The sequence below is a fragment of the Pseudosulfitobacter sp. SM2401 genome (assembly GCF_042932805.1).
Classification (GTDB): Bacteria; Pseudomonadota; Alphaproteobacteria; order Rhodobacterales; family Rhodobacteraceae; genus Ascidiaceihabitans.
The window spans coordinates 223283-246141 of the sequence record NZ_CP170633.1; the positions used below are offsets into that span (position 1 = coordinate 223283).

Here is a 22859-nt window from a genome sequence, read left to right on the forward strand (position 1 = left end):
ATGGCGCTGGCCCTTTCGTTAGGGCGGCGCGGGATGGGTCGCACCTGGCCCAACCCTGCCGTGGGGTGCGTGATCGTTTCAGGCGGTCGGATTGTCGGGCGGGGCTGGACCCAACCGGGTGGTCGTCCGCATGCTGAAGTGGTGGCGTTGGCCCAAGCTGGCGATGCCGCACGTGGCGCAGATGTCTATGTTTCGCTTGAACCTTGCGCCCATCACGGCAAAACGCCGCCCTGTGCACAGGCACTGATCGATGCCGGCGTTGGGCGCGTTGTGATTGCGATTTCTGACAGTGACCCGCGCGTGAATGGCCTAGGCACACAGATGTTGCGCGACGCTGGGATCACCGTCGAAACAGGCATCCTTGGCGATCTGGCGTTTGAAGATCATGACGGATTCTTGCGGCGCACGGTGATGGGCCGGCCCATGGTGACGCTGAAAATCGCATCGAGCTTTGATGGACGTATTGCGACGGGAACGGGCGAAAGCCAATGGATCACCGGGCCAGATGCGCGGCGCGTGGTGCATGCGATGCGGGCGCGCCACGATGCTGTGATGGTGGGCGGTGGCACTGCGCGTCACGATGATCCGTCGCTGACCGTGCGGGATTTGGGCGTAACGCATCAACCCACACGTATCGTGATTTCGCGACGTCTCGATCTGCCACTGATGGGGCAACTGGCCCGCACGGCAAAGGAAATTCCGCTGATTTTGTGCCATGGTGCAGACGCTGATCCAACTTTGGTGCGCACTTGGGCCGATCTGGGGGCCGTGATGCTGCGCTGCCGCGCGCGTGGAATGCATCTGGATCCCGAAGACATTTTGGCCCAGCTAGGTGGGCATGGATTGACGCGAATTTTTTGCGAAGGCGGCAGTGCATTGGCCGCGTCTTTGATCGAAGCGGACCTAGTTGATCAGCTGATCGGGTTTACTGCGGGGCTGACAATCGGGGCCGAAGGGTTGCCAAGCGTTGGCGCGCTTGGGCTATCCCAGCTGGCTCTGGCACGACGTTTCACATTGAAAGAATCGCGTGCTGTGGGGCCGGATATTTTGAGTATTTGGATCAGGACAACCGAAGTTTAACGCCAAAGGTGCGCGTAAGATGCAAAAGCACCTTGGGCTTTTGACATCAATCTGTTGAGTGCGTTTGGGTGCGGAATATCGCCTGTTTCCAAACGTTTGACTGCGACCTCGACGGTGCAAGCCAACCCTGTTTTGGGGTCAAAATATCGTGGGTAATCGATGAGAGTGGCATGGACCAATCCGGCCAAGCTAGGCTGTGCGCGTCGCCGTGGCGGGACGTCGCCGTGATCTGTTGTTAGCCCCCAGCCTGCGTAAAACGGCGCGCCGGTTGTGACGACTTTGACCCCGCGCAAGAGCGCCTCAAACCCCGTAAGCGAGGTCATCGTCCAGAGCTCTTGCACTTCGCTCAGTAAGGCCGAGATGTCTGCCTGCGTGGCTATGACGTCTGCCAAATCGGTTGCATCAAACGCGCCGTCCCGTAATCCTGCTTCGACGTCGGGGTGTGGTTTGTAGATCAACACGGCGTCTGGATGTGCGCCGCGCGCCGCCGCTAGCAACCCGCGGTTGGTTGCAATGTCGCCAGCGCCACAGCGGATCGATGCGTCGTTTTCGACTTGCCCAACGACCAAAACGCGCGTGCCTTGCGGCAGGGCAGGTGTTTCGCCACCCAAGTTATATTTGCTGATCCCTTGCGTGGTTAACGTGCGCATCAACGTTTCGGCCCGCAGGTGTTGATCAGGGCGCAAAACCTCGCGTTCAGCGATCAGTTTTTCCAATCGCGACGGGCGTGCCGGATCATAATAAATGCCCAAATCATCCGTGACCAAAGACAGCGGCGGGACAAGTTCGGCGCCCAATCCACGTGATCGAATAAAGCCGTCCTCGACCCGTACAGCATCATGATGTCCGACCTCAGCCTTGCCGGCCCACACCATCCACGGGCGTTGGGTCAATCGGGCTTGTGCTGGATCATCCTGAAAAATCATATGCTTGTGGTGGCCAAAAACCTTTTGCAATGGCGCGCGTTTCCACAGGCGCATGCCGCTTGCGACCCAGCCTTGGTGATCGCTGCGCCAACTTCTGGTTTGGGCGATCAGGGCTTCGGCGGCCTCTTCGGGGCTGGCAAGCCGGTCTTCGTGCACATCGTACCATTTTGGATAGAGCATCATTGCGCCTGCAAATAATTGCGCGCGGGTCAGGCTGCGTTGACGGCGTTGGACGGGGAATTCGTCGTCCGTTAATCCCCACCCTGCGTAAAAAGGTTGGCCAAACAGGCGAGGGCGATGGCCTGCAAAAATTGCCTCAAAACCCATTTGCGAAGACACGGTGTAGACGCGGGTTGCGCCCTCAAACAGGACCCAAGGGCTGATGGCTGTGTCGCAAAAGTCGATCTGGCCGTTTTGGTCAGCGGGGGTGAAATATCCGTGCCGCAAGCCTTGTGCTGTTTCTGGATGGGTTTTGATCAAAATCCGCGCACCAGGGTTTTCGTCTTGCGCGACAAACAGCATCTCCAGGAACCGATTTCGATCGCCGCCACTGGCACGCACGGACGCGTCTGCAAATGTTTGATCGATCACCAAAACATACCCGGGCGCGGGGGCGGTTTCATTCATGTCGATGGCCGAATATTTGGTCAGATGCGCCTCTTGCATGCGCGCGATCAACCCACGGGCGCGATTTAGTAGGGCGGTGTCATCAAGCGGTTCATGAGCAAGGATTTTTTCCAGATCCGAAGGCTTGGACGGGTCAAAATGAAGGCCCGACGTGTCGATCATCAACCCCAAAGGGGGTGATTTTGATGCGCGTCCCGGGTGTAAGGATCGCCAAAAAGCATCCTCGATCCGCACAATTGGTGCGCTGCGTTTTGCCGCGATTGCTTCGCCGCGATGGGCGGTCGGGCTATTGCCCCAAACGCCCACAACGTCGCCTTCGCACGGCACGCCCAAAGAGACGCGGTATCCTGACAGGGCTAAAATGCGGCGAACCCGCGACTGGGTCAGAAAACCACCGTTGTAGACAAACAAACGCCGATCCTTTTCAGGACCGGCGCTCGAAATTTCGGGGCCTAGCGCCACGGGCGATTAGTTCCCGGCGAGGGAAGACAGCGCGTTCACCGACGTTGCCGAACCCGTCAAAGCAGAGATCGCTTTGTTCCATTGCGTGAACGGAGCCTCGGTGACGTACAGCGTGTCAGAGTCGCGGATCACAAAATCACGCGCCATGAACATGCCGTTGGGTTGCGTCAGGTCGAGCACATAAACGAGGCGTTGTGCGCCTTGCAGATCGTCGCGGCCCATCACGATGTTTGCGACTTCGGCCGGTTCGTTGCGGAACACAAAAATGCCGGTTGGATCGGCAGAGGCCGCAGACAAACCGCCAACCTGTGCGATGGCTTCGAGTGCGGACAAGTTCTGGCTTTCGAATGGGACGCGGGCTTGGCCGCCGGTTGCGCCCAATGCGGTGAAGGCACGGGTGTCTTCCTCGACCAAAATGCGGTCGCCAGCGCGCAATGCGATGTCCAATTCTGGGTGGTCATACAGGTCCTGGAACCAGATTTTCCCACGCTCTTTACCACGAATAACAGTGACTTGCGCGATTTCTGGCTGGATCGTGATGCCGCCTGCGCGTGCCAGCATTGTGGACAGGGTGCGCGTGGGTCGTTCAATCGCGAACACGCCTTGGCCACCGATGGAGCCAACCAATGAAACGGTCGAACCGTCACCTGCAACCCGGCGCACTTGCACCTGTGGATCAGGGGTTTGGTCGGCCAGTTTGGCGGTGATGATGCGGCGAATGGCGTCTGGCGTGTTGCCTGCTGCGCGAATGCGACCGGCGTAAGGGACAAAGATAAAGCCCGCGCCGTCGACCTGAACCTCTTCGAGGATCGTCGCACTTGTGCCTGTGTCCGACAGCAAACCGTCGTCGACGTTTTCCCAGACCGTCAGGCCCAAAACGTCGCCGGGCCGGATCGTGTCTGACCCCAGCGTGCCTGCATTTTTGAAGGCGGTGCTAAATCCCAAGGCTGGCGTTATCGCCGTCGCCCGTGTCACACGGTCGTTGACGGACACGATGAACGCGTCGCCCTCTTGTTGCACGGAGCCCTTGTAAATCTGGCGTTTGTTGGGGCCAACCTGCGGAAGACCACAAGATGAAACAACGGCCAAGGCCGCAATCATCGCGATGGGGCGCGCCCACCGAAAACCATTGAAGATCACTGCTCGGTCTCCTCGACCTATTCTTGTTCTGCCTCATGTCCCCGAGTTTTTCCCGAGGGTATCCGCCAGTTTTCTGACGTGATTTGGTTCAAGCTAGCGTAATTTATATTAAATTACTACCGCTAGGGCTTGTGTCACTTACGTCACAACACGCAACTGTTGCCTTGGCGCCGCTGTTCCTGATTTTAACGCATCATAGGGGTCTTCGGGTGACAGCATCATGTCGACGACTTGGCGCAACAATTGACGCCGTGCGCGCGCTGAATAAAATCCGCCGGGCAATTGGCTGGTTTCCAACAGATAGCGGCGGTAATCTTTGTAGGCTTTGTGATCGGGGCGGGTGGCCCCTTTGAAAAACTGCGGTAATGGCTGATCAGAGACGAATTCCGGCTGGTTGTAGACGGCTTTGCCGAACACTTTCAGCGGAATACCACGCCATAAAACCTGCTGGCCTGCGGTTGAATTTACGGTCACGGCAGTGCGTGCATCGTTCATCAACTGCGCCAGTTTACCGCCACGCACGTAATGCACGCGATCAAGAACACCGTGTTTTCGGGCCAGTTGACGAATGGAGCGGCGCACTGGCACACGCCCATCTTCGAGCGGGTGGGCCTTGAACACCAGATGGTGATGACGCGGCGCGCCCGCGGCAAAGCCTTCGATCACGACCTCCAGGAAGTCGGGCATTGTGTCGAACGGCGAATGCATCTGAAAACTGCTGTCGTGTTCCAGTTGCAGCAGCGCCAAATGATAGGGAAAGCCACCATATTTGATCCGCAGGGTCGCCACACGCCGGTCAATCGCCTGCAAGGGCATCAACAGCAACCGGCGCAAATACAGCTGGAATTCTTTGGTCACAGTCATACTGCGGTGTGGGCGAAAATTGCGGTAATGCCCGTTTCGAAACATCACAAACCAATGGTACAGCGCGCCGTAAAAGATGTGCTGGCGCATGTCGCCCCAACGGGCAGGGGGCAGCGGTGCGTCCATGTCTGATTGGGCCAATGCCTCTTGCATCTGGGCGATCGACATATCCATCAGGCGCGAATTGCCGTTGGTGCCGCCACGTTCGTAGGTCACCCAAAACGGGCGCATATAGCCTTCTTCGAAAACGTGAACACCGATGCCGCGCGCCTTAGCCTCGGCCACAGCTTGGGCGTGGATCGGGCGGGTGTCGCCGTAGAGCACGATGTCCGTGACACCTTTTTCCTCGATCAGCGCGGAAAATGTATCTGGCCATTGCTCCGCACTGCCGCGAAAGGGGATGTAGCTGCGCGGATGAAACCAGAATGCACGATCACCTGCGTTAAATCCAACGCGCCACACCTCGGCCCCGGCCTTGCGCAGCATACGCCCAAGACGGTGGAAAAATGGCCCATGTGGTCCCTGAAGGAACAAAAAGACCCGCTGATGTGGTGAATCTAGCACCTGACTACCCTGACAAACGATCTAAACCTTGATCAACAATGATCCTGAAACTGGGCTAAAGTATGTCGTCTGGACACAATGATGCAAGTTTATGAAAAATTCGTGAGGACTTGTCAGACGGCAACCCGCCCGCTACCTCACCAGTATCACAGCACGGAGAGCGCAATGTTCACAGGTATCGTCACCGACATCGGCACCATCACCAATTTGATCAAAGAGGGTGATTTGCGCGCGCGCATTCAGACCAGCTATGACACCAATGGTATCGATATGGGCGCGTCCATCGCCTCGGACGGGGTGTGCCTGACTGTGGTCGATCTGGGCCCCGATTGGTACGATGTGCAGATCAGCGCCGAGACGGTTGGCATCACGAATGTCAACGCCTGGGAGATCGGAAAACGGGTCAATCTGGAACGCGCGTTAAAAGTTGGCGATGAATTGGGCGGCCACATTGTGTCCGGTCACGTGGACGGTGTCGCCGAGGTCGTCAGCATGGTCGATGAGGGTGACAGCACGCGCGTGCAATTGCGCGCGCCCGCAGTATTGTCGAAATTCATCGCATCCAAAGGATCGGTTGCGTTGAACGGCACATCGCTGACGGTCAACGAGGTCCAAGGCGACATCTTTGGCATCAATTTCATTCCCCACACCAAAGAAATGACCACGTGGGGTGACGTGAAAACCGGCGATCAGGTTAATTTGGAAATCGACACGCTGGCGCGCTACGTGGCGCGATTGGCAGAGGCGGGCTAAGCCCCCCAAATGTCACCGATTTTGTAGCCATTCGGGAACGGGTCGCTGGGGTCGCGCATGTATTGCGCGGTGCCGTAGATCCAGCCTTGGCCCGAAAGGGTGGGGATGATCGCGTCGTAATTCCCGACTTTGGTTCGTTCCTCGATCCGGCAGGTAAATGTCGTGCCCATCGGGCCTGCGTTCACGTAATCCACACCGACATCCAGCAGCCCTTTGGCGTGCAAAACGGCCATTTTGGCGCAGGTGCCGGTGCCGCAGGGCGATCGGTCTAGAACGCCCGTCAACGCGTTCGGGCGCGCAGGGTCGTAGGGGCCGGTGGACACCGTGATCGCGCCCAAGCCTGATGCACATTTTTCGTGTTTCACCATCAGATTGCCAATTGTCGGCCCTGTGATGTCCGGGTTTTCGGGGTGTACCACGGGCAACTGTTGGGCGGCAGCGTGACGGATCGCTTCGGTTGCGCGCACAAGGTCTGCGCCGTTTTCAGGTGCCACATCGATCCCGAATTGCGCGACGTCCGCGATGACAAAAAACATGCCCCCCCACGCCACATCGACGGTGATCTTGCCGTATCCCGCCACGTCGATTTCGCGGTCCAGATGCATCGCAAAGGCTGGCACGTTGCGAAAGGTCACGCGCGTGACTTTGCCGTCTCTGCAATCCGCGCGCACGTTGATCAGGCCTGCGGGGGATTCCAACACCAGTTCGGTCACAGGTTCCACTATCGGCAAAATGCCGGTTTCGAGCAGAACTGTCGTGACGCATATCAGGTTAGAACCCGACATTGGCGGATACTCTGTCTGTTCCATCACGATGAATCCCGCGTCTGCAGCAGGGTGGTTGGGCGGCACCAAAACATTGCAACACAAGGCCGGATGCCCGCGCGGTTCTTGCAGCATGAACAGGCGAATGTCGTCGTGATTGGCCTGCATGAATTGCATCTGCTCAAACACCGAATTGCCGGGCAGCGTGGGCATGCCGCCGGTAATCACGCGCCCGGGTTCGCCCTCGGCGTGGGCCTCAACAACATGGATCAATCGGTTCGTGCGCATAAGCCTATCCTTTGGGTGCCAAAACCGTAGTGCGATGTGGCCCACAAGGTCCAGAGGGTCGCGGCGTTCATCTGGCCTTGGGGCGGTCTATGGTTTAAGGCACAGGAGATTCTGCAATGAGGCACCGATATGAGCTTTGAGACACCCGGACCGGTCGAGTTGGACTTGGCAAACGCGATTTCCCCGATCGAAGAGATCATCGCCGAAGCCCGCGACGGGCGCATGTTTATTCTGGTCGATCACGAGGACCGCGAAAACGAAGGCGATCTGGTGATCCCTTCTGCGTTTGCCGACCCTGCGGCGGTGAATTTCATGGCAACCCATGGGCGTGGTTTGATCTGCGTGACCTTGCCTGCCGAGCGGATCGAGGAACTGGGCCTGCCGATGATGGCGATGCACAACTCGTCGCGCCACGAAACCGCGTTCACCGTGTCGATTGAGGCGCGCGAAGGCGTCAGCACCGGCATTTCTGCGGGTGATCGTGCGCTGACTGTGGCCACTGTGATTGACCCCGACAAAACGGCCGCTGACATCGCCACACCGGGTCACGTATTTCCACTGCGCGCGCGTCAGGGCGGCGTGTTGGTGCGCGCCGGTCACACCGAGGCTGGCTGCGATGTGTCGCGTTTGGCGGGGCATTATCCCAGCTCGGTTATCTGCGAAATCATGCGTCCTGACGGCGAAATGGCGCGCTTGCCTGACTTGATCGAGTACGCGGCTGAACACGGGCTGAAAATCGGCACCATCAGCGATCTGATCGCCTACCGCCGTCGCTATGACAATCTGGTTGTTGAAACCGATGCGCGCACCGTCACATCTGAGCATGGCGGCGATTGGGACATGCGCATCTTTACCGACCAGACCTATGGCATCGAACACGTTGTGCTGTCCAAAGGCGACATCACCACGCACGAGCCGGTTTTGGTGCGCACCCACGCGCTGAACGCTGTGTCCGACATCTTGGGTCTTGGCCCTAAATCCGTCGGCGAATTGCCCCGCGCGATGGAGATCATCGCCGCTGAAGGGCGCGGCGTTGTCTGCCTGTTCCGCCAGCCGCGCAAGGCATTGTTCGGCTCGGACGAGGACGGCCCGAAGGTTGTGAAAAACACCGGCCTTGGCGCACAAATGCTGGCGAAATTGGGCCTGACCAAACTGGTGCTTCTTACAGACAGCCCGCTGACCACCTATGTGGGTCTTGACGCCTATGATTTGGAAATCACGGGCACCCGTCCGATTATGGGAGACACCTGATGGCATCCGCCGAACAACACCACATTCTAGAGCGCCCCAGCTTTGTCAAACCGGTCAAGATCCTGATCGTCGTGTCGCCCTATTACAAAGACATCGCCGACAACATGATCGCGGGGGCCAAGGCCGAACTCGAGGCGGCAGGTGCCACGTGGGATCTGGTCGAAATGCCCGGCGCGTTGGAAATTCCGACAGCGATTAGCATCTCTGACCGGCAGTCAAACTTTGACGGTTATGTCGCATTGGGTTGTGTCATTCGCGGCGAAACCACGCATTACGACACCGTGTGCAATGACAGCTCGCGCGCGTTGCAATTGATGGGCCTGCAAGGGCTGTGCATCGGCAATGGCATCCTGACTGTCGAGAACCGCAAACAGGCCGAAGTCCGCGCTGATCCTGCCGATCAAAACAAAGGTGGCGGGGCGGCCGCAGCTGCCTTGCATCTGATTGCCCTCACCCGTAAGTGGAGCAACCAAGGCAAAGGCATCGGGTTCAAACCACCGTCAGAGAATATTCTGATGGCAGGCGATCCCGGATTTGAAAACACGGGCGGAAACACAACAGCATGACTACTCCTCTTTCTGGCAATCAAAAGCGCAAGATGAAATCGGCCTCGCGGCTGTACGCGGTGCAGGCGCTGTTCCAGATGGAGCACTCGAGCCAGACATTGGACCAAGTGCGCCTCGAATTTCTTGATCATCGTTTTGGCGAAACCTACGAGGGTGCTGAAATGATCGACGGTGACATCGATCTGTTCACGCGCATCCTAGAGGACGCGGTCGAAAACCAAGCGCAGATTGACCAAATGACTGACCGTGCGCTGGTTGCCAAATGGAAGATCGACCGGATTGACCCGACCGTGCGCGGCCTGTTTCGCGCAGCAGGGGCTGAATTTGGCAATAAAAGCACACCGCCCAAGGTGGTGATTTCCGAATACGTTGACGTGGCCCGCGCCTTTGCGCCTGAAGGCAAAGAGGCGCAATTCGTCAACGCGGTGCTGGACCACATGGCCCGCGAGGCGCGCCCAGAGTCCTTTTAACCAGGAGTTATCGATGATGCGTGCCATGCAAGTTGTGGACCTCGGTCAACCATTGCAGATGCGCGAGATCGACAAACCGACCGCCGCTGCGGGCGAAGTTCTGGTGCGAATCCACACCTGCGGTTTGAACTTTGGCGACACGCTGATCATCAAAGGCACCTATCAAGAAAAACCACCGCTGCCCGCGACCATCGGCATGGAAATTTGCGGCACAATCCAAGCCGTCGGTGCGGGCGTCACCCATCTGAAAGTCGGCCAAAAAGTCGGATCGTATTCCGGTTTTGGCGGGCTTGCGGAGTACGCGGCACTGCCCGCTGAAATTTGCGTACCACTGCCAGACGACATGAACACCGTCGATGCGGCCGCGTTTTTGATTGCCTATGGCACCAGCCACGTGGCGTTGGATTACAAGGCGCGGATGCAGCCGGGGGAACGGCTTTTGGTTCTTGGCGCATCGGGCGGCGTTGGCCTTACGGCGGTTGAGCTGGGCAAACTGATGGGGGCCGAGGTCATCGCTTGCGCGCGCGGCGCCGACAAATTGGCGGTGTGCAAAGCGGCAGGGGCCGATCATCTGATCAATTCGGACACCGACGACATCCGCGCCGTGGTCAAAGCGCTGGGTGGGGCCGACGTGGTGTACGACCCGATTGGCGGCGACCAGTTCAAAGCAGCCCTGCGCGCCTGTAATCCAGAGGCCCGCATTTTGCCGCTTGGCTTTGCCTCGGGCGAGGTGCCGCAAATTCCGGCGAACCATTTGTTGGTGAAAAACCTGACGATCATCGGGTTCTATTGGGGCGGCTATGCCCGTGTGAACCCAAAGGTTCTGACCGACAGCTTTGCCACTTTGATCGACTGGTACGTGGCTGGCAAAATCAAACCACACGTCAGCGCGACGCTGCCGTTGGAACAGGCAAACGAGGCGCTGGATTTACTGCGCACGCGCAAGGCGACGGGCAAAGTTGTGGTTGAAATCAGCGCCGCTTGATCCCGTAACGGGCCACGGCGCGGGATTTTTGTTTCTCGCGTAGGAACACAAATAGCCCTGCGGCAAGGATCATGGCGATGCCGGTCCAGACCTCCCAGACGGGCAGGTCAGCGAAAATAATCCAGCCCCAAAACACGGCCAATGGCAGGCCGATGTATTCAAACGGGGCGACGGTTGCTGCGTCCGCCATGCGGTAGGCTTGGGACAGGCAATAGCCGATGATGGCCGAATTCACGCCCAATCCAAAGAACACCCAGAGGTCGGATTGCGGCGGCATAATCCACGGGCGCAACAGAAACTGGATCGATGGGCTGTCGCTGCCGACGGCAAACCGGCCATCCCCTGCGATCACGAAAAACCCAACAGAAACAACAATAAACGTGGCTTGGATGTACACGGCAAGGGCAGATGCTTTGGTCGTGACGCCCAATTTGCGGGTCAAAACTTGGTTCATCGCATAGGTCAGCGCGGCGATCACGGGCAGCAGCAGAACAATGCGCGAAGCCCCCAGGCTATCGCTGCCTTCCCACGGGCGTTGCATGATGATGACGCCGATGAACCCGAACACCACCGCGCCCAAACGCAATGGCCCGACTTTTTCGCCCAGCATCGGGATCGACAGCAGCGTGATAAACAGCGGCGCGGCAAAGAAAAGTGCCGTGGCATCCGCCAATGGCAAAGCGGCCAGCGCCACAAAAAACGTCATGTTCGATGCGACAATCAGCAAACCGCGCGCCGCGTGCAGGCCCGGCTGCTTGGTTTTCAAAATGCCCAGCCCACCTTCGAGTTGGACAAAGATCATGCTGAACAAAATCCCGATGCCCGAACGCGCCAAAACAATCTGGTGCAGCGGGTAGCCACCCGACAGCTGTTTGACGAACATGTCGTTGATTGAAATGCAAAAAACGCCTGCCAAAACGAACAGGATGCCGATGTTTGCGTTGTTTTGGGGGGATGCGTTCATGCCCCAAGCCCTATCACAGCAAACGATTTCGGCAATAGCCATCCGTGAACACAGCGCGTATGACTGAGATAATTAGCGACAAGAGGGAGCCCACCGATGCAAATGTCAGACACGCGCCAGATTGCAGCAACGCCTGCCGAAGTTTACGCGGCTTTGTTGAATCCGGATGTTCTAAAGGAATGTGTGCCCGGTGCGACCGAGGTCACTGGATCACCCGCAGACGGGTTTGAGGCCAGCGTCACGCAGAAAGTCGGGCCTGTAAAAGCGACATTCAAAGGGCAAGTGACCCTGTCGGATATGATTGAAAATCAATCGCTTACGATTTCTGGCGAAGGCAAAGGTGGTGCTGCTGGATTTGCCAAAGGCGGGGCCGAAGTGCGCATCGCACCGTCCGAAGGGGGCACCGAGCTTAGCTATGATGTCGAGGCCAAAGTCGGCGGCAAACTCGCGCAATTGGGCAGTCGTATCATCGACGGCTTTGCCAAAAAAATGGCAGATCAGTTCTTTACCAACCTGCAAACTCACCTTGAGGGGCCCGCAGACATTGACCCCGAGGCAGAAGACGACGCGCCGAAAAAAGGCTGGCTGGGTCGCCTCACTGGCAAAGAATAACGCGCGAGCAGTGTGCGTGTGTGCACTGGTCACGACCGCGTCAAAATCCTAGCCTCATCCAAATTCTGTCGGAGAACACCATGGCCCCAATTTTGGACATCAAAGACCTGCGCAAATCCTATGCAGGCGGGTTTGAGGCCCTCAAAGGGGTCAGCCTACAGATCGAGCAAGGCGAGATCATCGCGCTGCTCGGTCCCAACGGTGCGGGTAAAACCACTTTGATTTCAACCGTTTGCGGCATCACATCTGCGACCAGCGGTCAGATCAAAGTCGGTGGGCACGACATCAACACAGACTTTCGCGCGGCCCGCCGCATGATCGGTTTGGTCCCCCAAGAAGTGGCGCTGGAACCTTTCGAGACCGTCATAAATACGGTGAAATTTTCGCAAGGACTGTTCGGCAAAAAGCGCGATATCGGTGCGATCGAAAAAATCCTCAAACAGCTGTCATTGTTCGACAAACGCAACAGCCAGCTGAAAGAGCTATCGGGCGGGATGAAGCGTCGCGTGCTGATTGCCAAGGCGCTGGCGCATGAGCCACGCGTTTTGTTTCTGGATGAACCGACCGCCGGCGTCGACGTCGAGTTGCGCAAAGACATGTGGGACATCGTTGCTGATCTAAAGGCTGACGGCGTCACGATCATTCTGACCACGCACTACATCGAAGAGGCCGAAGCGATCGCCGACCGTGTCGGGATTATCGCCAACGGCGAGCTATTGTTGGTCGAGGACAAGACCAAACTGATGGCGCAAATGGGAAAAAAGCAGCTGGAAGTGCAACTGACAGCGCCGCTCTCTGCGATCCCGGATGGCCTTGTCAGCTATGATCTGACGCTGGGCCCTTCGGGAGACGCGCTGATCTACACCTACGACACCAACGCCGAACGCACCGGCATCACGCAATTGCTGAATGATGTTGCAAAAGTCGGGCTTAGCCTGCGCGATGTGGTGACACGTCAAAGCAGTCTCGAGGATATCTTTGTGACCTTGGTCAAGGAGGACGCAGCATGAACTGGGCCGCCATTCGCGCTATCTATATCTTTGAAATGTCACGGTTTTTCCGCACGTTTTTGCAAAGCTTGATCTCGCCTGTCATCTCGACCTCGTTATATTTCGTGGTCTTCGGGGCGGCGATCGGCAGTCGTATCGACGAGGTAAACGGCGTCAGCTACGCAGCCTTCATCGTGCCCGGTCTGATCATGTTAACAGTGATGACACAGGCGATTTCCAACGCGTCTTTTGGCATCTATTTTCCGAAATTCATCGGGACGATCTATGAATTGCTTTCTGCCCCCATCAGCTTTTTCGAAATCGTTCTGGGTTACGTTGGCGCTGCGGCCACAAAGGCGCTGTTTATCGGGATCATCATCCTGATCACCTCGTTCTTTTTTGTCCGCATCGACATCCAGCACCCCATCGCGATGTTCGCGTTTCTGATCCTGACCTGCATAAGTTTTGCGCTGTTTGGCTTTATCATCGGCATCTGGGCAAAGAATTTCGAACAACTTCAATTGGTTCCACTGCTGATTGTAACGCCGTTGGTGTTCCTTGGCGGGTCATTCTATTCGATCACAATGCTGCCACCCTTTTGGCAGACCGTATCGATGTTTAATCCGGTGGTTTACCTGATCTCTGGGTTCCGCTGGGCGTTTTTCGGAATCGAGGATGTCCCTGTAATGACTAGTCTTTTTGCCATTGGCCTGTTCTCGGGCCTGTGTCTGTTTGCGGTATACTGGATCTTTAAAACGGGCTGGCGTATCCGGCAATAGTCGTGCCGGAATGGGTGACGGCGGGTCACTACTTGGAACTGGTTTGGCGCAGACCCTTGTTTGCACCGCCGCTGCAATCTAAATGGTTTTGAATGAAGCGTTTTATCCCATTTGTAAAATCTGACCCCACCGTCGCTGTGATCCGCCTGCAAGGTGTGATCGCCTCGGGTGGACGCGGTGCGTTGAACGACCAAGCCCTTGCAGGTGTGATCGAAAAAGCGTTTTCGCGCGGTAAACCTGCCGCTGTCGCGCTCGAGGTGAATTCACCCGGTGGCAGCCCCGTGCAGTCGTCGCTGATTGGCGCCCGTATCCGTCGTTTGGCGGATGAAAAAAACATCCCCGTTCTCGCCTTTGTCGAAGATGTCGCCGCTTCGGGTGGTTACTGGTTGGCTGTGGCTGCGGACGAAATTTACGCCGACACATCGTCGGTTGTGGGGTCGATCGGGGTGATTTCCGCAGGCTTTGGCGCGCATGAATTGCTGGCCAAACAAGGGGTCGAACGGCGTGTCTACACAGCCGGTAAATCCAAATCGATGCTGGACCCGTTCAGCCCGGAAAAGCCTGCGGACGTCAAACGTCTCAAGGGTTTGCTGAACGACATCCACGAGAATTTCATCGACCACGTTACAACGCGACGCGGCGATAAGCTGGATACAGAAACAGAGCTGTTCACCGGCGAGGTCTGGCTGGCCAAACGCGCAATCGAGCTGGGTTTGATCGACGGTATTGGCCACATCAAACCGATGCTGACAGAGCGGTTTGGCAAGAACGTCAAAGTCCGCCGCTACGGCGTTAAAAAACCCTTCTTTTCGCGATTTGGCGCGCAACTGGCCACTGACGCCATGACGTCAATCGAAGAACGGGCGGCCTACGCCCAGTTTGGACTGTAGGCTAATGATTTTCAAAATTGTTCTGCTGTTTTTGGTGTTCATCGCGGTGCTTGGCATGTTCGGAAAACTGCATTGGATCGGCGGCAAGCGGATGAATTCGGCGAAATGTAGCGGGTGTGGCAAGTACCGCATCGGCAAGGGGCCGTGTTCTTGCGGAAAAGGGCGCACCTAAATGGAAAATGCGACGCCATGGCTGCTGTCCGGTTTGGGCTTGGTGATCCTGCTTTTGGCGGGGGACGCATTGGTCAAAGGCGCTGTGAACCTGTCACTGCGCCTTGGTGTGCCGGCGTTGATTGTCAGCCTGACGATTGTTGCTTTTGGCACGTCAGCGCCTGAATTATTGATCGCGATTTCGGCGATTTTGGATGACGCACCGGGCCTTGCCTTGGGGAATGTCGTTGGGTCGAATACGGCTAACATACTGATGGTGCTGGGTATTCCTGCGATCCTTGCGACCATGCACACGTCTGAATGCAACACGCGCAAAACCTATAACTACATGCTGGCGGCCTCGGTCATGTTCATCGTGCTGGCGTTCCGCGGCGTGTTTGATTGGGTTTCTGGCGTCGTATTGCTGGGGGCTTTGTCGCTGGTTTTGGCAGATGCGTTTCGCGACGCACATCGCCACCGCAAAGCGGGCCAGGCCTGCATGGTCGAGGCCGAAGAAGAAGTCGAAGGTGCGGACCCGAATTTGCCGTGGTGGCGCATTTGCATGTTCCTTGGGCTAGGGTTGATCGGCCTGCCGCTGGGCGCTGATTTGTTGGTCGATAACGCCAGCATGATCGCGCGCACCTACGGTATCAGCGACACGGTGATCGGGCTGACGCTGGTGGCCGTGGGGACATCGCTGCCGGAACTGGCCACAACTGTCATGGCTGCATTGCGCCGCCAAGCGGACGTGGCCTTGGGCAATGTCATCGGGTCTAACATGTTCAACCTGCTGGCAATTATCGGCATCGCGTCGCTGGTCGGGCCCATACCGGTTGATCCGGGTTTCCTACGGTTTGATCTGTGGGTTATGCTGGGGGCGTCGGTTTTGCTGGCCCCATTTGTCTACTTTGCACGTGACATAACGCGGGGCTGGGGCATCGCCTTGACCTTGGCATATCTGTGCTATGTGGCCGTCGTATTGATGTAATTTTCGACCTCAAGGAGCCTGACAATGCCGCGCAGTCTAGTGACAGGAGCAGGCCATCGTTTGGGCCGTGAAATCGCGCTTTATCTGGCGTCTCGCGGGCACAGCGTTGCTGTTCATTACGCCAGTTCAGAGGCTGGCGCGCAGGACACCGTTGATTTGATCACGGCCATGGGCGGCGAGGGCGTCGTGTTGCAGGCTGACCTGTTGGACGAGGACGCGACCCAAGCATTGCTACCGCGCGCCGCCGAGGCGTTGGGCGGGCCAATCACCTGCCTGATTAACAACGCCTCGATCTTTGAGGACGACAGCCTGACAAACGCGACCCGCGCCAGTTGGGACAAACATATGGGCAGCAACCTGCGCGCGCCCTTTGTGTTGACCCAAGCGATGGCGGCCCAAGGTTTGACCCCGAACGTGGTTAACGGCGAACCCGTGGCGTCCGGCCTGATCGTCAACATGATCGACCAGCGCGTGCGCAAACTGACCCCGCAATACATGACCTACACGATTGCCAAGGCTGCGCTGTGGGCGATGACACAAACCACTGCGCGTGCTTTGGCCCCTGCCATCAGGGTTAACGGAATTGGGCCCGGTCCTACGCTAAAAGGGGCGGACCAAAGCGAGGCGGGTTATGCCAAGCAACGCGCCTCGACTGTGCTGCAACGGGGATCAAACCCTGCGGACATCACAGCCGCGGTTGGCTACCTGCTAGACGCGCCCGCAGTCACCGGACAGCTGCTGTGTGTCGATGGTGGGCAGCACTTGGGATGGGAAACACCAGACGTGGTCGGAACAGAATGAGTACATTTGAGCAGAGTTTTGCACCGCGTTAATGTAAGTTACAAAAGTGTTACCAAAAGGCCTTTAGTTTCAATATGTTGTGGCGCTTCAAAAATAATATGCCTTTGAATCAATTACTTGCCAAACTGCCTATTTTTTAGACACAGGGGCAAAATGGCTAAAAACAAACGGAAAAACGGAAATCCAAGAAACTTACCCGCAGAGTTATCCACAGGAATGGTGGACATGTTAAAGGTTGAACAGAACGACGCTACAGTGCAGGCGAACAAGGGAATCAGCGGCTTTTAATGACTGAAGATACAGAATATCCACACGCTGAGGTCGAAACTGAAGTACCGACGGACGTCCCCGTCGGGCATGAGGTGATCCAAAGCTATCTTAAAACGATTGACGGATCCCCCGGCGTGTACCGGATGCTGGACCGCGAAAGCCGTGTTTTATACGTCGGTAAGGCGCGCAATTTGCGTGCGCGCGTGTCCAACTATGCGCGCCCGTCGGGCCATTCTGCGCGAATTGCGCGGATGATCTCGATGACCGCATCGATGATGTTTTTGACCACGCGCACGGAAACCGAGGCGCTGCTGCTTGAGCAAAATCTGATCAAACAGCTAAAGCCGAAATTTAACGTGCTGCTGCGCGACGATAAAAGCTTTCCCAACATTTTGGTGACGCAGGAACACGACTATCCGCAGATCAAAAAGCATCGCGGCGCGAAAAAGGAAAAGGGCAATTATTATGGCCCGTTTGCCAGTGCTGGTGCTGTGAACCGCACGCTGAACCAGTTGCAGCGCGTGTTTTTGTTGCGGGATTGTTCGAATTCCACGTTTGAATCGCGCACGCGCCCGTGTCTGCAATACCAAATCAAACGCTGCTCGGCCCCGTGTGTTGGGAAAATCACGCCCGCCGAGTACACGCAAACTGTGCGCGACGCCGAGAATTTCTTGATCGGGAAAAACGCCGATATTCAGGCACGCCTTGCCACCGAAATGAACACCGCGTCCGAGGAAATGGAATTCGAACGCGCCGCCGCGTTGCGCGACCGGATCAAGGCGTTGACCCAAGTGCAGACGGCCCAAGGCATCAACCCCAAAGGGGTGTCCGAGGCCGACGTGATCGCGCTGCACATGGACAGCGGGCAGGCCTGTGTTCAGGTGTTCTTCATCCGCGCCAATCAAAACTGGGGCAACCACGATTATTATCCGCGCGTTGGCGCAGATGTGGACGCCGCCGAGGTGCTAGAGGCATTTGTCGGCCAGTTCTACGACACCCGTGAACCACCGCCGCAATTGATCTTGTCCAACACGCTGGAGAATCCCGATCTGATGGCGGACGCGCTGACTGGAAAACTGGGGCGCAAGGTTGAAATCCTCGTGCCCAAGCGTGGCGAAAAGGCGGAATTGATCGACGGTGCCTTGCGCAATGCGCGTGAATCCCTCGCGCGTAAGATGGCGGAATCCGCCAGCCAAATTCGTCTGCTCAAAGGTGTCGCCGAGGCGTTTGATCTGCCCGAACCACCCAACCGGATCGAAGTGTACGACAACAGCCACATCCAAGGCACCAATGCGGTCGGCGGCATGATCGTTGCGGGCCCTGATGGGTTCATGAAAAACCAATACCGCAAGTTCAACATCAAGGGCACGGACCTGACGCCTGGCGATGACTTTGGGATGATGAAAGAGGTGCTTGGCCGCCGGTTCAAACGGCTGATCAAAGAGGATCCGTACCGCACCAAAGGCATGTGGCCGGACCTTTTGTTGATCGACGGCGGGGCAGGGCAAGTCAGTGCTGTGCGCGAAATTATGACCGAATACGGCGTCGGCGATATTGCGATGGTGGGCGTCGCCAAAGGTGTCGATCGCGACGCAGGCAAAGAGGAATTTTACCGCACCGGCAAGCGACCCTTCGCGCTGCGCCACAACGATCCTGTGCTGTATTTCATCCAACGCATGCGCGACGAAGTGCACCGTTTTGCCATCGGCACCCACCGTGCCAAACGCGCCAAGGCCAACATGGCCAACCCGCTGGACGAAATCGCGGGCGTCGGGGCTGCGCGTAAACGGGCGCTTTTGGCACATTTCGGATCGGCCAAGGCGGTGGCGCGCGCAAATCTCGCCGATCTCAAGGCTGTAGACGGCGTTTCAGAGGCGCTTGCGCAAAAAGTCTACGATCACTTCCAAGACAGTTAACCACCTCTTTCCCTTCACGCGGACAATCGCTACTTATGGCCTTATGAACTGGAATATTCCGAACATTCTGACGGTCATCCGTCTGGCCGCAGCACCCATGGTCGCGCTGATGTTTTTGTACTTCACGCGCCCTTATGCGGATTGGTTTGCGCTGATTTTATTCGTCAGCGCGGCAATTACCGACTGGTTTGACGGCTATCTGGCCCGCAGTTGGCGACAAGAAACCAAGCTGGGTGCGATGCTGGACCCGATCGCTGACAAGGCGATGGTGGTCATTGCGCTGATGGTCATCATCGGCTTTTCCAGCTGGTCCGGTTGGCTGGTTTTGCCTGCGACCGTGATCTTGTTTCGCGAAGTGTTCGTGTCGGGATTACGGGAGTTCCTCGGCGACACCGCAGGCACGCTAAAAGTCACAAAACTGGCGAAATGGAAGACGACCTTGCAAATGATCGCCATTGCGGTCCTGTTTTCGCAAGGTGTGTTCGAACATTACTTTGGCATGTCGATCTGGGGCATGGACAACGAAATCGTCGGTCAAATCCTGTCCGGCGAAATCCCGGACGTCCACGGTTTGGGCTGGAAACTGACCGGCGCGGAATGGGCGGGACGCATCGGGCTCTGGCTGCTGTGGATCGCCGCGGCACTGACCCTGATCACCGGCATCGACTATTTTCGCAAAGCCATGCCACATCTCAAGGATGATCGCTGATGGATGTTTTGTATTTTGCCTGGGTGCGCGAACGCATCGGTGTCCCGCGCGAAGCGATTGAAACCTCGGCTGCGACAGTCGCCGATTTGATCACTGAACTAAGGGCGCGCGAAGACCGTTACGAGGCGGCATTTTCTGACCTCACGGCACTGCGGGTTGCGGTCGACCAAAAGCTCACCGATTTTGATGCGCCCCTAAAAGACGTGCGCGAAGTTGCGTTTTTCCCCCCAATGACGGGCGGTTAAACCATGCGCATTTCAGTGCAAGACATTCCATTTGATCTGGGCACCGAAACCACCAATTTTGCCGCTGGACACCGCGACATGGGCGCGATTGTGACCTTTACAGGCGTGGTGCGTGACCTGCCTGATGACCCGCTCCAAGCGATGGAAATCGAACACTATCCCGGCATGACCGAAGCCGCGTTAACCGACATCGCAGAGCAGGCGATGACCCGTTGGTCCTTGGGGGACGCGCTGGTTATTCATCGCCACGGACGGCTGGTTCCGGGCGAAATGATCATGATGGTCGCCACCGCATCGCGCCACCGCAAAGACGCATTCGAGGCGGCCGAATTCCTGATGGATTACCTCAAATCCCGCGCGCCATTCTGGAAACGCGAAATCACCGCCAAAAGCGCTGATTGGGTTGCCGCACGGGCCGAGGACGAAGACGCGCTAAAGCGCTGGTAAACGATCACCGAACCCGCATTTGTTCTGATCAAAAATACTCAAAAAGACCGCCCCGTCAAAGCCGCGCCAACTAGCCTTGGTTAACGCGTTCGATGTAGCCGCGCATTTCTTCCGTCTCGTGACGGGCATCGCGCAGACCGTCCATTGCGGCACGTAGTTCTGCTTCGGTTTGGCTTAGCTGGTTGGTCAGCTCGGCCTCGCGTTGTTGCAGGTACGTGATTGCTTGGTCGCGGGTTTCTTCGGCTTCATGCAACTCTTGGCTCATGCGGTCCAACTCGGCCACATCGCCGGCGGCCACACGGGTAAAGCGGTGGATCAGCCAGTTGGCAAACCACCCAAGGCAAAACGCAACAAACAGAATGATTGCCGTGGCAATGACAAACTCAGTTCTGCTCATCTGTTGTTCCTTCTTGCGTGGCGTCGTCAATATTTTCCTCTGTATCGCTTGTATTCGCGATAGTTTCCAGCGTTGTTTCGCCTTCTGGCGTCGTTGGTTTTGGGCGGATCAGACGAAATTCGATGCGACGGTTGGCTTCGCGGCCCTCTTCGGTGTCATTGTCTTGAATCGGGCGCGCCTCGCCGTAGCCTTTGGCCGTAAAGGACGCGGTCAAAACGCGACGTGCGCGCAGCTCGTTTAGCACCGATTGTGCACGGCTTTGCGACAGAGCAAGGTTCATTTCCTCACGCCCTTGGCTGTCTGTGTGCCCTTGGATTTCCAGCAGCAGATCGCCACATTTCTTGAGGATTTCTGCGATGTCATCCATCGTCCCAAGCGCGCTTGCGTCAATCGTCGCACTGCCCGGCTCAAACGAGATTTTCCCCGTTGTCAGCACCCCGCCAATTTCGGCCTCGCATTCGATCGCAGTGGGCAATCCGGCGATTGGATCGAGTTTCTTTTGGTAATTCACATCGATTTCAAAGGCTTCAGCACCGCCCAGCTTGGATGCCAACAGGGCCGCGATGTCCGCGCTTGCGGATTCTTTGCCGGTGTTGCCGCGCAGGGTCACGGACGACGGCGTGACAGTCAGCGCACCGTTGTTCAAGCTCGATAGGGCTTCGAGCCCGGTCAAAACCCGCGTGATCCAATCGTTTGGCAACCCGTCAACGACGCGGGTGGCGACGTAAACGCGGTCCGATCCGAACCGTGCTTGGGCGTAGCTGTTGGCGATGGAGCGCATGTTTTCATCCGCCAAACGGCCGCGCAATTGCACTTGCCCCTCGGGGCTGAGGGTGGCGGTGAATTCCGGTGGCCCTTGATTGGGATCAACGGTTTCCGGCAGCTTGGCAAACAGGGCAAAAACCTCGGGAAGGTCGGTTTCCAGCTCGCCAACGATGCGGTCGAATTCGCCCTGCGCGATGCCTTCGGCCCCGATCAAGGTGATGTCCGCATCCGAAATCGTCACAGAGCCGCCACCGATTTCAGACAGGGCTTGAATGCTTTTTTCAACGGCCAATGTCCATTTCGGGCTGGGCACGCCCATGCCAACGGTGCAGGCCCCCGGACCTTCTAGACCCGCGGCAAATGCAGCTTTCAAAATGCTGGTTTTGGCGGCTTCGGTGTCCGCGGAACAGGCGTCAAAATGCGCGCCCTGATCGTCGATCAAGAACCGCAGCGTGAACGGCGTGATCACCGGGCGGGGTGCGGAAATATCAAGGCTAAGCTGCAATCCCGGAGGCGCGGCGCGGCGCAGGCGTTTTTCCAGTTCGGCCTTGGCCTCGGCGCTGTCCGAGATGGCGGTGATCGAAACGCGACCCGCTTTGACCGACACTTTGGAACGGGGCAACTGTTCCATTGCGGTCAGGGCGAACCCCAGCGCGTCTTCCCAGCCTTCTGGGGTAGGGTAATCAGCGCTTTCGATCAGATCGGCGACCGGTGCGCCCGCGCTCATGGCGGAAAAGCGGTCGATGATTTCGGTTTTGTCAGTGCTGGCAGGGATCAATCCGATGACCGAAACACCGGAATCGTTGCGCAGGATTTCAGCAGAAAAACGAGGGGGCGCGATGGCGGCCACGGCCTCGACTTGCATGTTGTCGATCACGCGCGCGGCGTCCACGACCGTCCCTGCGGTGCTAAGGGCGGCAAAGCGGCGGGCTTCGGTTGGGGCGATCCCCTCGAGGGTGACTTGCAAGCCATCCGCCTCGACTTCGGCCCAGGGCATTTCGGCGGTATCAAGCGCCTGGCGCACCCCGATTTCCGAGGTTTCTTCGACCAGTTTCACAGAAAAATTGGCCGCGACCAGCGACACGCCTGCCGCCGCGACAAAGGTGCATGCAACGGCTATGATCGAGGATAAACGCATATATTTTATTGGCTCGTTTTGCAGGCCGACGTTGGCCTGATATCGTGATACGCCGCTTG

At 57.4% G+C, this 22859-nt stretch carries 25 protein-coding genes; 18 read left to right on the forward strand and 7 right to left on the reverse strand.

Features of this window, described 5'->3' with window-relative positions:
* Positions 1-1080: a bifunctional diaminohydroxyphosphoribosylaminopyrimidine deaminase/5-amino-6-(5-phosphoribosylamino)uracil reductase RibD gene (gene ribD / locus ACFIO0_RS01110; protein ID WP_390915265.1), complete on the forward strand. Its 1080-nt coding sequence runs from the start codon at positions 1-3 to the stop codon at positions 1078-1080.
* Here ribD and ACFIO0_RS01115 read toward each other — a convergent pair.
* The 3 genes from ACFIO0_RS01115 to ACFIO0_RS01125 all read right to left on the reverse strand — a co-directional run bounded on the left by ACFIO0_RS01115 (position 1077) and on the right by ACFIO0_RS01125 (position 5663).
* Positions 1077-3044 carry a capsular polysaccharide biosynthesis protein gene (locus ACFIO0_RS01115; RefSeq protein WP_390912796.1) on the reverse strand — a complete coding sequence of 656 codons (1968 nt, stop codon included), beginning with the start codon at positions 3042-3044 and terminating at the stop codon, positions 1077-1079. The genes ribD and ACFIO0_RS01115 overlap by 4 nt on opposite strands.
* A 57-nt stretch (positions 3045-3101) precedes the next feature.
* Positions 3102-4196, reverse strand: coding sequence for a polysaccharide biosynthesis/export family protein (locus ACFIO0_RS01120; protein WP_390915266.1), 1095 nt, complete (start codon positions 4194-4196; stop codon positions 3102-3104).
* Positions 4197-4373: 177 nt separating this feature from the next.
* Positions 4374-5663: a capsule biosynthesis protein gene (locus ACFIO0_RS01125; protein WP_390912798.1), complete on the reverse strand. Its 1290-nt coding sequence runs from the start codon at positions 5661-5663 to the stop codon at positions 4374-4376.
* A gap of 165 nt (positions 5664-5828) precedes the next feature.
* On the opposite strand from ACFIO0_RS01125, the gene ACFIO0_RS01130 reads away from it, so the two are divergent.
* Positions 5829-6416: a riboflavin synthase gene (locus tag ACFIO0_RS01130; protein WP_390912799.1), complete on the forward strand. Its 588-nt coding sequence runs from the start codon at positions 5829-5831 to the stop codon at positions 6414-6416.
* Here ACFIO0_RS01130 and ACFIO0_RS01135 read toward each other — a convergent pair.
* Positions 6413-7468, reverse strand: a complete 1056-nt coding sequence (locus ACFIO0_RS01135) for a proline racemase family protein (protein ID WP_390912801.1) — start codon at positions 7466-7468, stop codon at positions 6413-6415. The two genes, ACFIO0_RS01130 and ACFIO0_RS01135, sit on opposite strands and share 4 nt — an antisense overlap.
* A gap of 129 nt (positions 7469-7597) precedes the next feature.
* On the opposite strand from ACFIO0_RS01135, the gene ribB reads away from it, so the two are divergent.
* The 4 genes from ribB to ACFIO0_RS01155 are packed head-to-tail and all read left to right on the forward strand — an operon-like array spanning position 7598 to position 10740.
* A complete protein-coding gene (gene ribB, locus ACFIO0_RS01140) occupies positions 7598-8719 on the forward strand; it encodes a 3,4-dihydroxy-2-butanone-4-phosphate synthase (protein ID WP_390912803.1) in 1122 nt (373 codons plus the stop codon).
* A complete protein-coding gene (locus ACFIO0_RS01145) occupies positions 8719-9285 on the forward strand; it encodes a 6,7-dimethyl-8-ribityllumazine synthase (protein ID WP_390912804.1) in 567 nt (188 codons plus the stop codon). The genes ribB and ACFIO0_RS01145 overlap by 1 nt, the downstream gene beginning before the upstream one ends.
* Positions 9282-9755 carry a transcription antitermination factor NusB gene (gene nusB, locus ACFIO0_RS01150; protein WP_390912806.1) on the forward strand — a complete coding sequence of 158 codons (474 nt, stop codon included), beginning with the start codon at positions 9282-9284 and terminating at the stop codon, positions 9753-9755. Before ACFIO0_RS01145 ends, nusB begins: the two co-directional genes overlap by 4 nt.
* Positions 9756-9771: 16 nt before the next feature.
* A complete protein-coding gene (locus tag ACFIO0_RS01155) occupies positions 9772-10740 on the forward strand; it encodes a zinc-binding dehydrogenase (protein WP_390915267.1) in 969 nt (322 codons plus the stop codon).
* Here the strand turns inward: ACFIO0_RS01155 and ACFIO0_RS01160 are convergent.
* Positions 10727-11704 carry an EamA family transporter gene (locus ACFIO0_RS01160; RefSeq protein ID WP_390912808.1) on the reverse strand — a complete coding sequence of 326 codons (978 nt, stop codon included), beginning with the start codon at positions 11702-11704 and terminating at the stop codon, positions 10727-10729. The two genes, ACFIO0_RS01155 and ACFIO0_RS01160, sit on opposite strands and share 14 nt — an antisense overlap.
* Positions 11705-11800: 96 nt before the next feature.
* Between ACFIO0_RS01160 and ACFIO0_RS01165 the strand changes: the two genes are divergently transcribed.
* The 12 genes from ACFIO0_RS01165 (at position 11801) to ACFIO0_RS01220 (ending at position 20500) form a co-directional block, all read left to right on the forward strand.
* Complete coding sequence (locus tag ACFIO0_RS01165; protein WP_390912810.1) at positions 11801-12316, forward strand: SRPBCC domain-containing protein; 516 nt, start codon at positions 11801-11803, stop codon at positions 12314-12316.
* 80 nt (positions 12317-12396) lie between these two features.
* Positions 12397-13326 (forward strand): ATP-binding cassette domain-containing protein, encoded by a 930-nt coding sequence (locus ACFIO0_RS01170; RefSeq protein ID WP_390912811.1) that lies wholly within the window; start codon positions 12397-12399, stop codon positions 13324-13326.
* On the forward strand, positions 13323-14084 hold the full coding sequence (locus ACFIO0_RS01175; protein WP_390912813.1) for an ABC transporter permease: 762 nt from the start codon (positions 13323-13325) through the stop codon (positions 14082-14084). Before ACFIO0_RS01170 ends, ACFIO0_RS01175 begins: the two co-directional genes overlap by 4 nt.
* 92 nt (positions 14085-14176) lie before the next feature.
* A complete protein-coding gene (locus ACFIO0_RS01180; RefSeq protein ID WP_390912814.1) occupies positions 14177-14974 on the forward strand; it encodes a S49 family peptidase in 798 nt (265 codons plus the stop codon).
* A gap of 4 nt (positions 14975-14978) precedes the next feature.
* Complete coding sequence (locus ACFIO0_RS01185; RefSeq protein WP_390912815.1) at positions 14979-15146, forward strand: hypothetical protein; 168 nt, start codon at positions 14979-14981, stop codon at positions 15144-15146.
* Positions 15147-16112 carry a calcium/sodium antiporter gene (locus tag ACFIO0_RS01190; protein WP_390912816.1) on the forward strand — a complete coding sequence of 322 codons (966 nt, stop codon included), beginning with the start codon at positions 15147-15149 and terminating at the stop codon, positions 16110-16112.
* 24 nt (positions 16113-16136) lie between these two features.
* A complete protein-coding gene (locus tag ACFIO0_RS01195) occupies positions 16137-16913 on the forward strand; it encodes an SDR family oxidoreductase (RefSeq protein ID WP_390912818.1) in 777 nt (258 codons plus the stop codon).
* Between the two features lie 153 nt (positions 16914-17066).
* Entirely contained in the window at positions 17067-17201 is a 135-nt protein-coding gene (locus ACFIO0_RS01200) for a hypothetical protein (RefSeq protein WP_390912820.1), read from the forward strand.
* Complete coding sequence (uvrC, locus tag ACFIO0_RS01205; RefSeq protein WP_390912822.1) at positions 17201-19099, forward strand: excinuclease ABC subunit UvrC; 1899 nt, start codon at positions 17201-17203, stop codon at positions 19097-19099. Before ACFIO0_RS01200 ends, uvrC begins: the two co-directional genes overlap by 1 nt.
* A 43-nt stretch (positions 19100-19142) precedes the next feature.
* The gene (pgsA, locus tag ACFIO0_RS01210; RefSeq protein ID WP_390912823.1) at positions 19143-19808 is read left to right on the forward strand and encodes a CDP-diacylglycerol--glycerol-3-phosphate 3-phosphatidyltransferase; all 666 of its coding nucleotides are present in this window, start codon (positions 19143-19145) and stop codon (positions 19806-19808) included.
* Positions 19808-20053 (forward strand): molybdopterin converting factor subunit 1, encoded by a 246-nt coding sequence (gene moaD, locus ACFIO0_RS01215; protein WP_390912824.1) that lies wholly within the window; start codon positions 19808-19810, stop codon positions 20051-20053. The genes pgsA and moaD overlap by 1 nt, the downstream gene beginning before the upstream one ends.
* A 3-nt stretch (positions 20054-20056) precedes the next feature.
* The gene (locus ACFIO0_RS01220; protein ID WP_390912826.1) at positions 20057-20500 is read left to right on the forward strand and encodes a molybdenum cofactor biosynthesis protein MoaE; all 444 of its coding nucleotides are present in this window, start codon (positions 20057-20059) and stop codon (positions 20498-20500) included.
* 70 nt (positions 20501-20570) lie between these two features.
* On the opposite strand, the gene ACFIO0_RS01225 is transcribed toward ACFIO0_RS01220, so the two are convergent.
* Complete coding sequence (locus ACFIO0_RS01225; protein WP_390912827.1) at positions 20571-20897, reverse strand: hypothetical protein; 327 nt, start codon at positions 20895-20897, stop codon at positions 20571-20573.
* Positions 20884-22800, reverse strand: coding sequence for an OmpA family protein (locus ACFIO0_RS01230; RefSeq protein WP_390912828.1), 1917 nt, complete (start codon positions 22798-22800; stop codon positions 20884-20886). The genes ACFIO0_RS01225 and ACFIO0_RS01230 overlap by 14 nt, the downstream gene beginning before the upstream one ends.
* Positions 22801-22859: the final 59 nt, after the last annotated feature.

Bases quoted from the DNA above. Each gene is read 5' to 3' on its own strand.
- ribD (WP_390915265.1), top strand. From the start codon at position 1: ATGGCGCTGGCCCTTTCGTTAGGGCGGCGCGGGATGGGTCGCACCTGG.
- ACFIO0_RS01120 (WP_390915266.1), bottom strand. From the start codon at position 4,196: ATGATTGCGGCCTTGGCCGTTGTTTCATCTTGTGGTCTTCCGCAGGTT.
- ACFIO0_RS01130 (WP_390912799.1), top strand. From the start codon at position 5,829: ATGTTCACAGGTATCGTCACCGACATCGGCACCATCACCAATTTGATC.
- ACFIO0_RS01135 (WP_390912801.1), bottom strand. From the start codon at position 7,468: ATGCGCACGAACCGATTGATCCATGTTGTTGAGGCCCACGCCGAGGGC.
- ribB (WP_390912803.1), top strand. From the start codon at position 7,598: ATGAGCTTTGAGACACCCGGACCGGTCGAGTTGGACTTGGCAAACGCG.
- ACFIO0_RS01145 (WP_390912804.1), top strand. From the start codon at position 8,719: ATGGCATCCGCCGAACAACACCACATTCTAGAGCGCCCCAGCTTTGTC.
- nusB (WP_390912806.1), top strand. From the start codon at position 9,282: ATGACTACTCCTCTTTCTGGCAATCAAAAGCGCAAGATGAAATCGGCC.
- ACFIO0_RS01155 (WP_390915267.1), top strand. From the start codon at position 9,772: ATGCGTGCCATGCAAGTTGTGGACCTCGGTCAACCATTGCAGATGCGC.
- ACFIO0_RS01160 (WP_390912808.1), bottom strand. From the start codon at position 11,704: ATGAACGCATCCCCCCAAAACAACGCAAACATCGGCATCCTGTTCGTT.
- ACFIO0_RS01165 (WP_390912810.1), top strand. From the start codon at position 11,801: ATGCAAATGTCAGACACGCGCCAGATTGCAGCAACGCCTGCCGAAGTT.
- ACFIO0_RS01170 (WP_390912811.1), top strand. From the start codon at position 12,397: ATGGCCCCAATTTTGGACATCAAAGACCTGCGCAAATCCTATGCAGGC.
- ACFIO0_RS01175 (WP_390912813.1), top strand. From the start codon at position 13,323: ATGAACTGGGCCGCCATTCGCGCTATCTATATCTTTGAAATGTCACGG.
- ACFIO0_RS01180 (WP_390912814.1), top strand. From the start codon at position 14,177: ATGAAGCGTTTTATCCCATTTGTAAAATCTGACCCCACCGTCGCTGTG.
- ACFIO0_RS01185 (WP_390912815.1), top strand. From the start codon at position 14,979: ATGATTTTCAAAATTGTTCTGCTGTTTTTGGTGTTCATCGCGGTGCTT.
- ACFIO0_RS01190 (WP_390912816.1), top strand. From the start codon at position 15,147: ATGGAAAATGCGACGCCATGGCTGCTGTCCGGTTTGGGCTTGGTGATC.
- ACFIO0_RS01195 (WP_390912818.1), top strand. From the start codon at position 16,137: ATGCCGCGCAGTCTAGTGACAGGAGCAGGCCATCGTTTGGGCCGTGAA.
- ACFIO0_RS01200 (WP_390912820.1), top strand. From the start codon at position 17,067: ATGGCTAAAAACAAACGGAAAAACGGAAATCCAAGAAACTTACCCGCA.
- uvrC (WP_390912822.1), top strand. From the start codon at position 17,201: ATGACTGAAGATACAGAATATCCACACGCTGAGGTCGAAACTGAAGTA.
- pgsA (WP_390912823.1), top strand. From the start codon at position 19,143: ATGAACTGGAATATTCCGAACATTCTGACGGTCATCCGTCTGGCCGCA.
- moaD (WP_390912824.1), top strand. From the start codon at position 19,808: ATGGATGTTTTGTATTTTGCCTGGGTGCGCGAACGCATCGGTGTCCCG.
- ACFIO0_RS01220 (WP_390912826.1), top strand. From the start codon at position 20,057: ATGCGCATTTCAGTGCAAGACATTCCATTTGATCTGGGCACCGAAACC.
- ACFIO0_RS01225 (WP_390912827.1), bottom strand. From the start codon at position 20,897: ATGAGCAGAACTGAGTTTGTCATTGCCACGGCAATCATTCTGTTTGTT.
- ACFIO0_RS01230 (WP_390912828.1), bottom strand. From the start codon at position 22,800: ATGCGTTTATCCTCGATCATAGCCGTTGCATGCACCTTTGTCGCGGCG.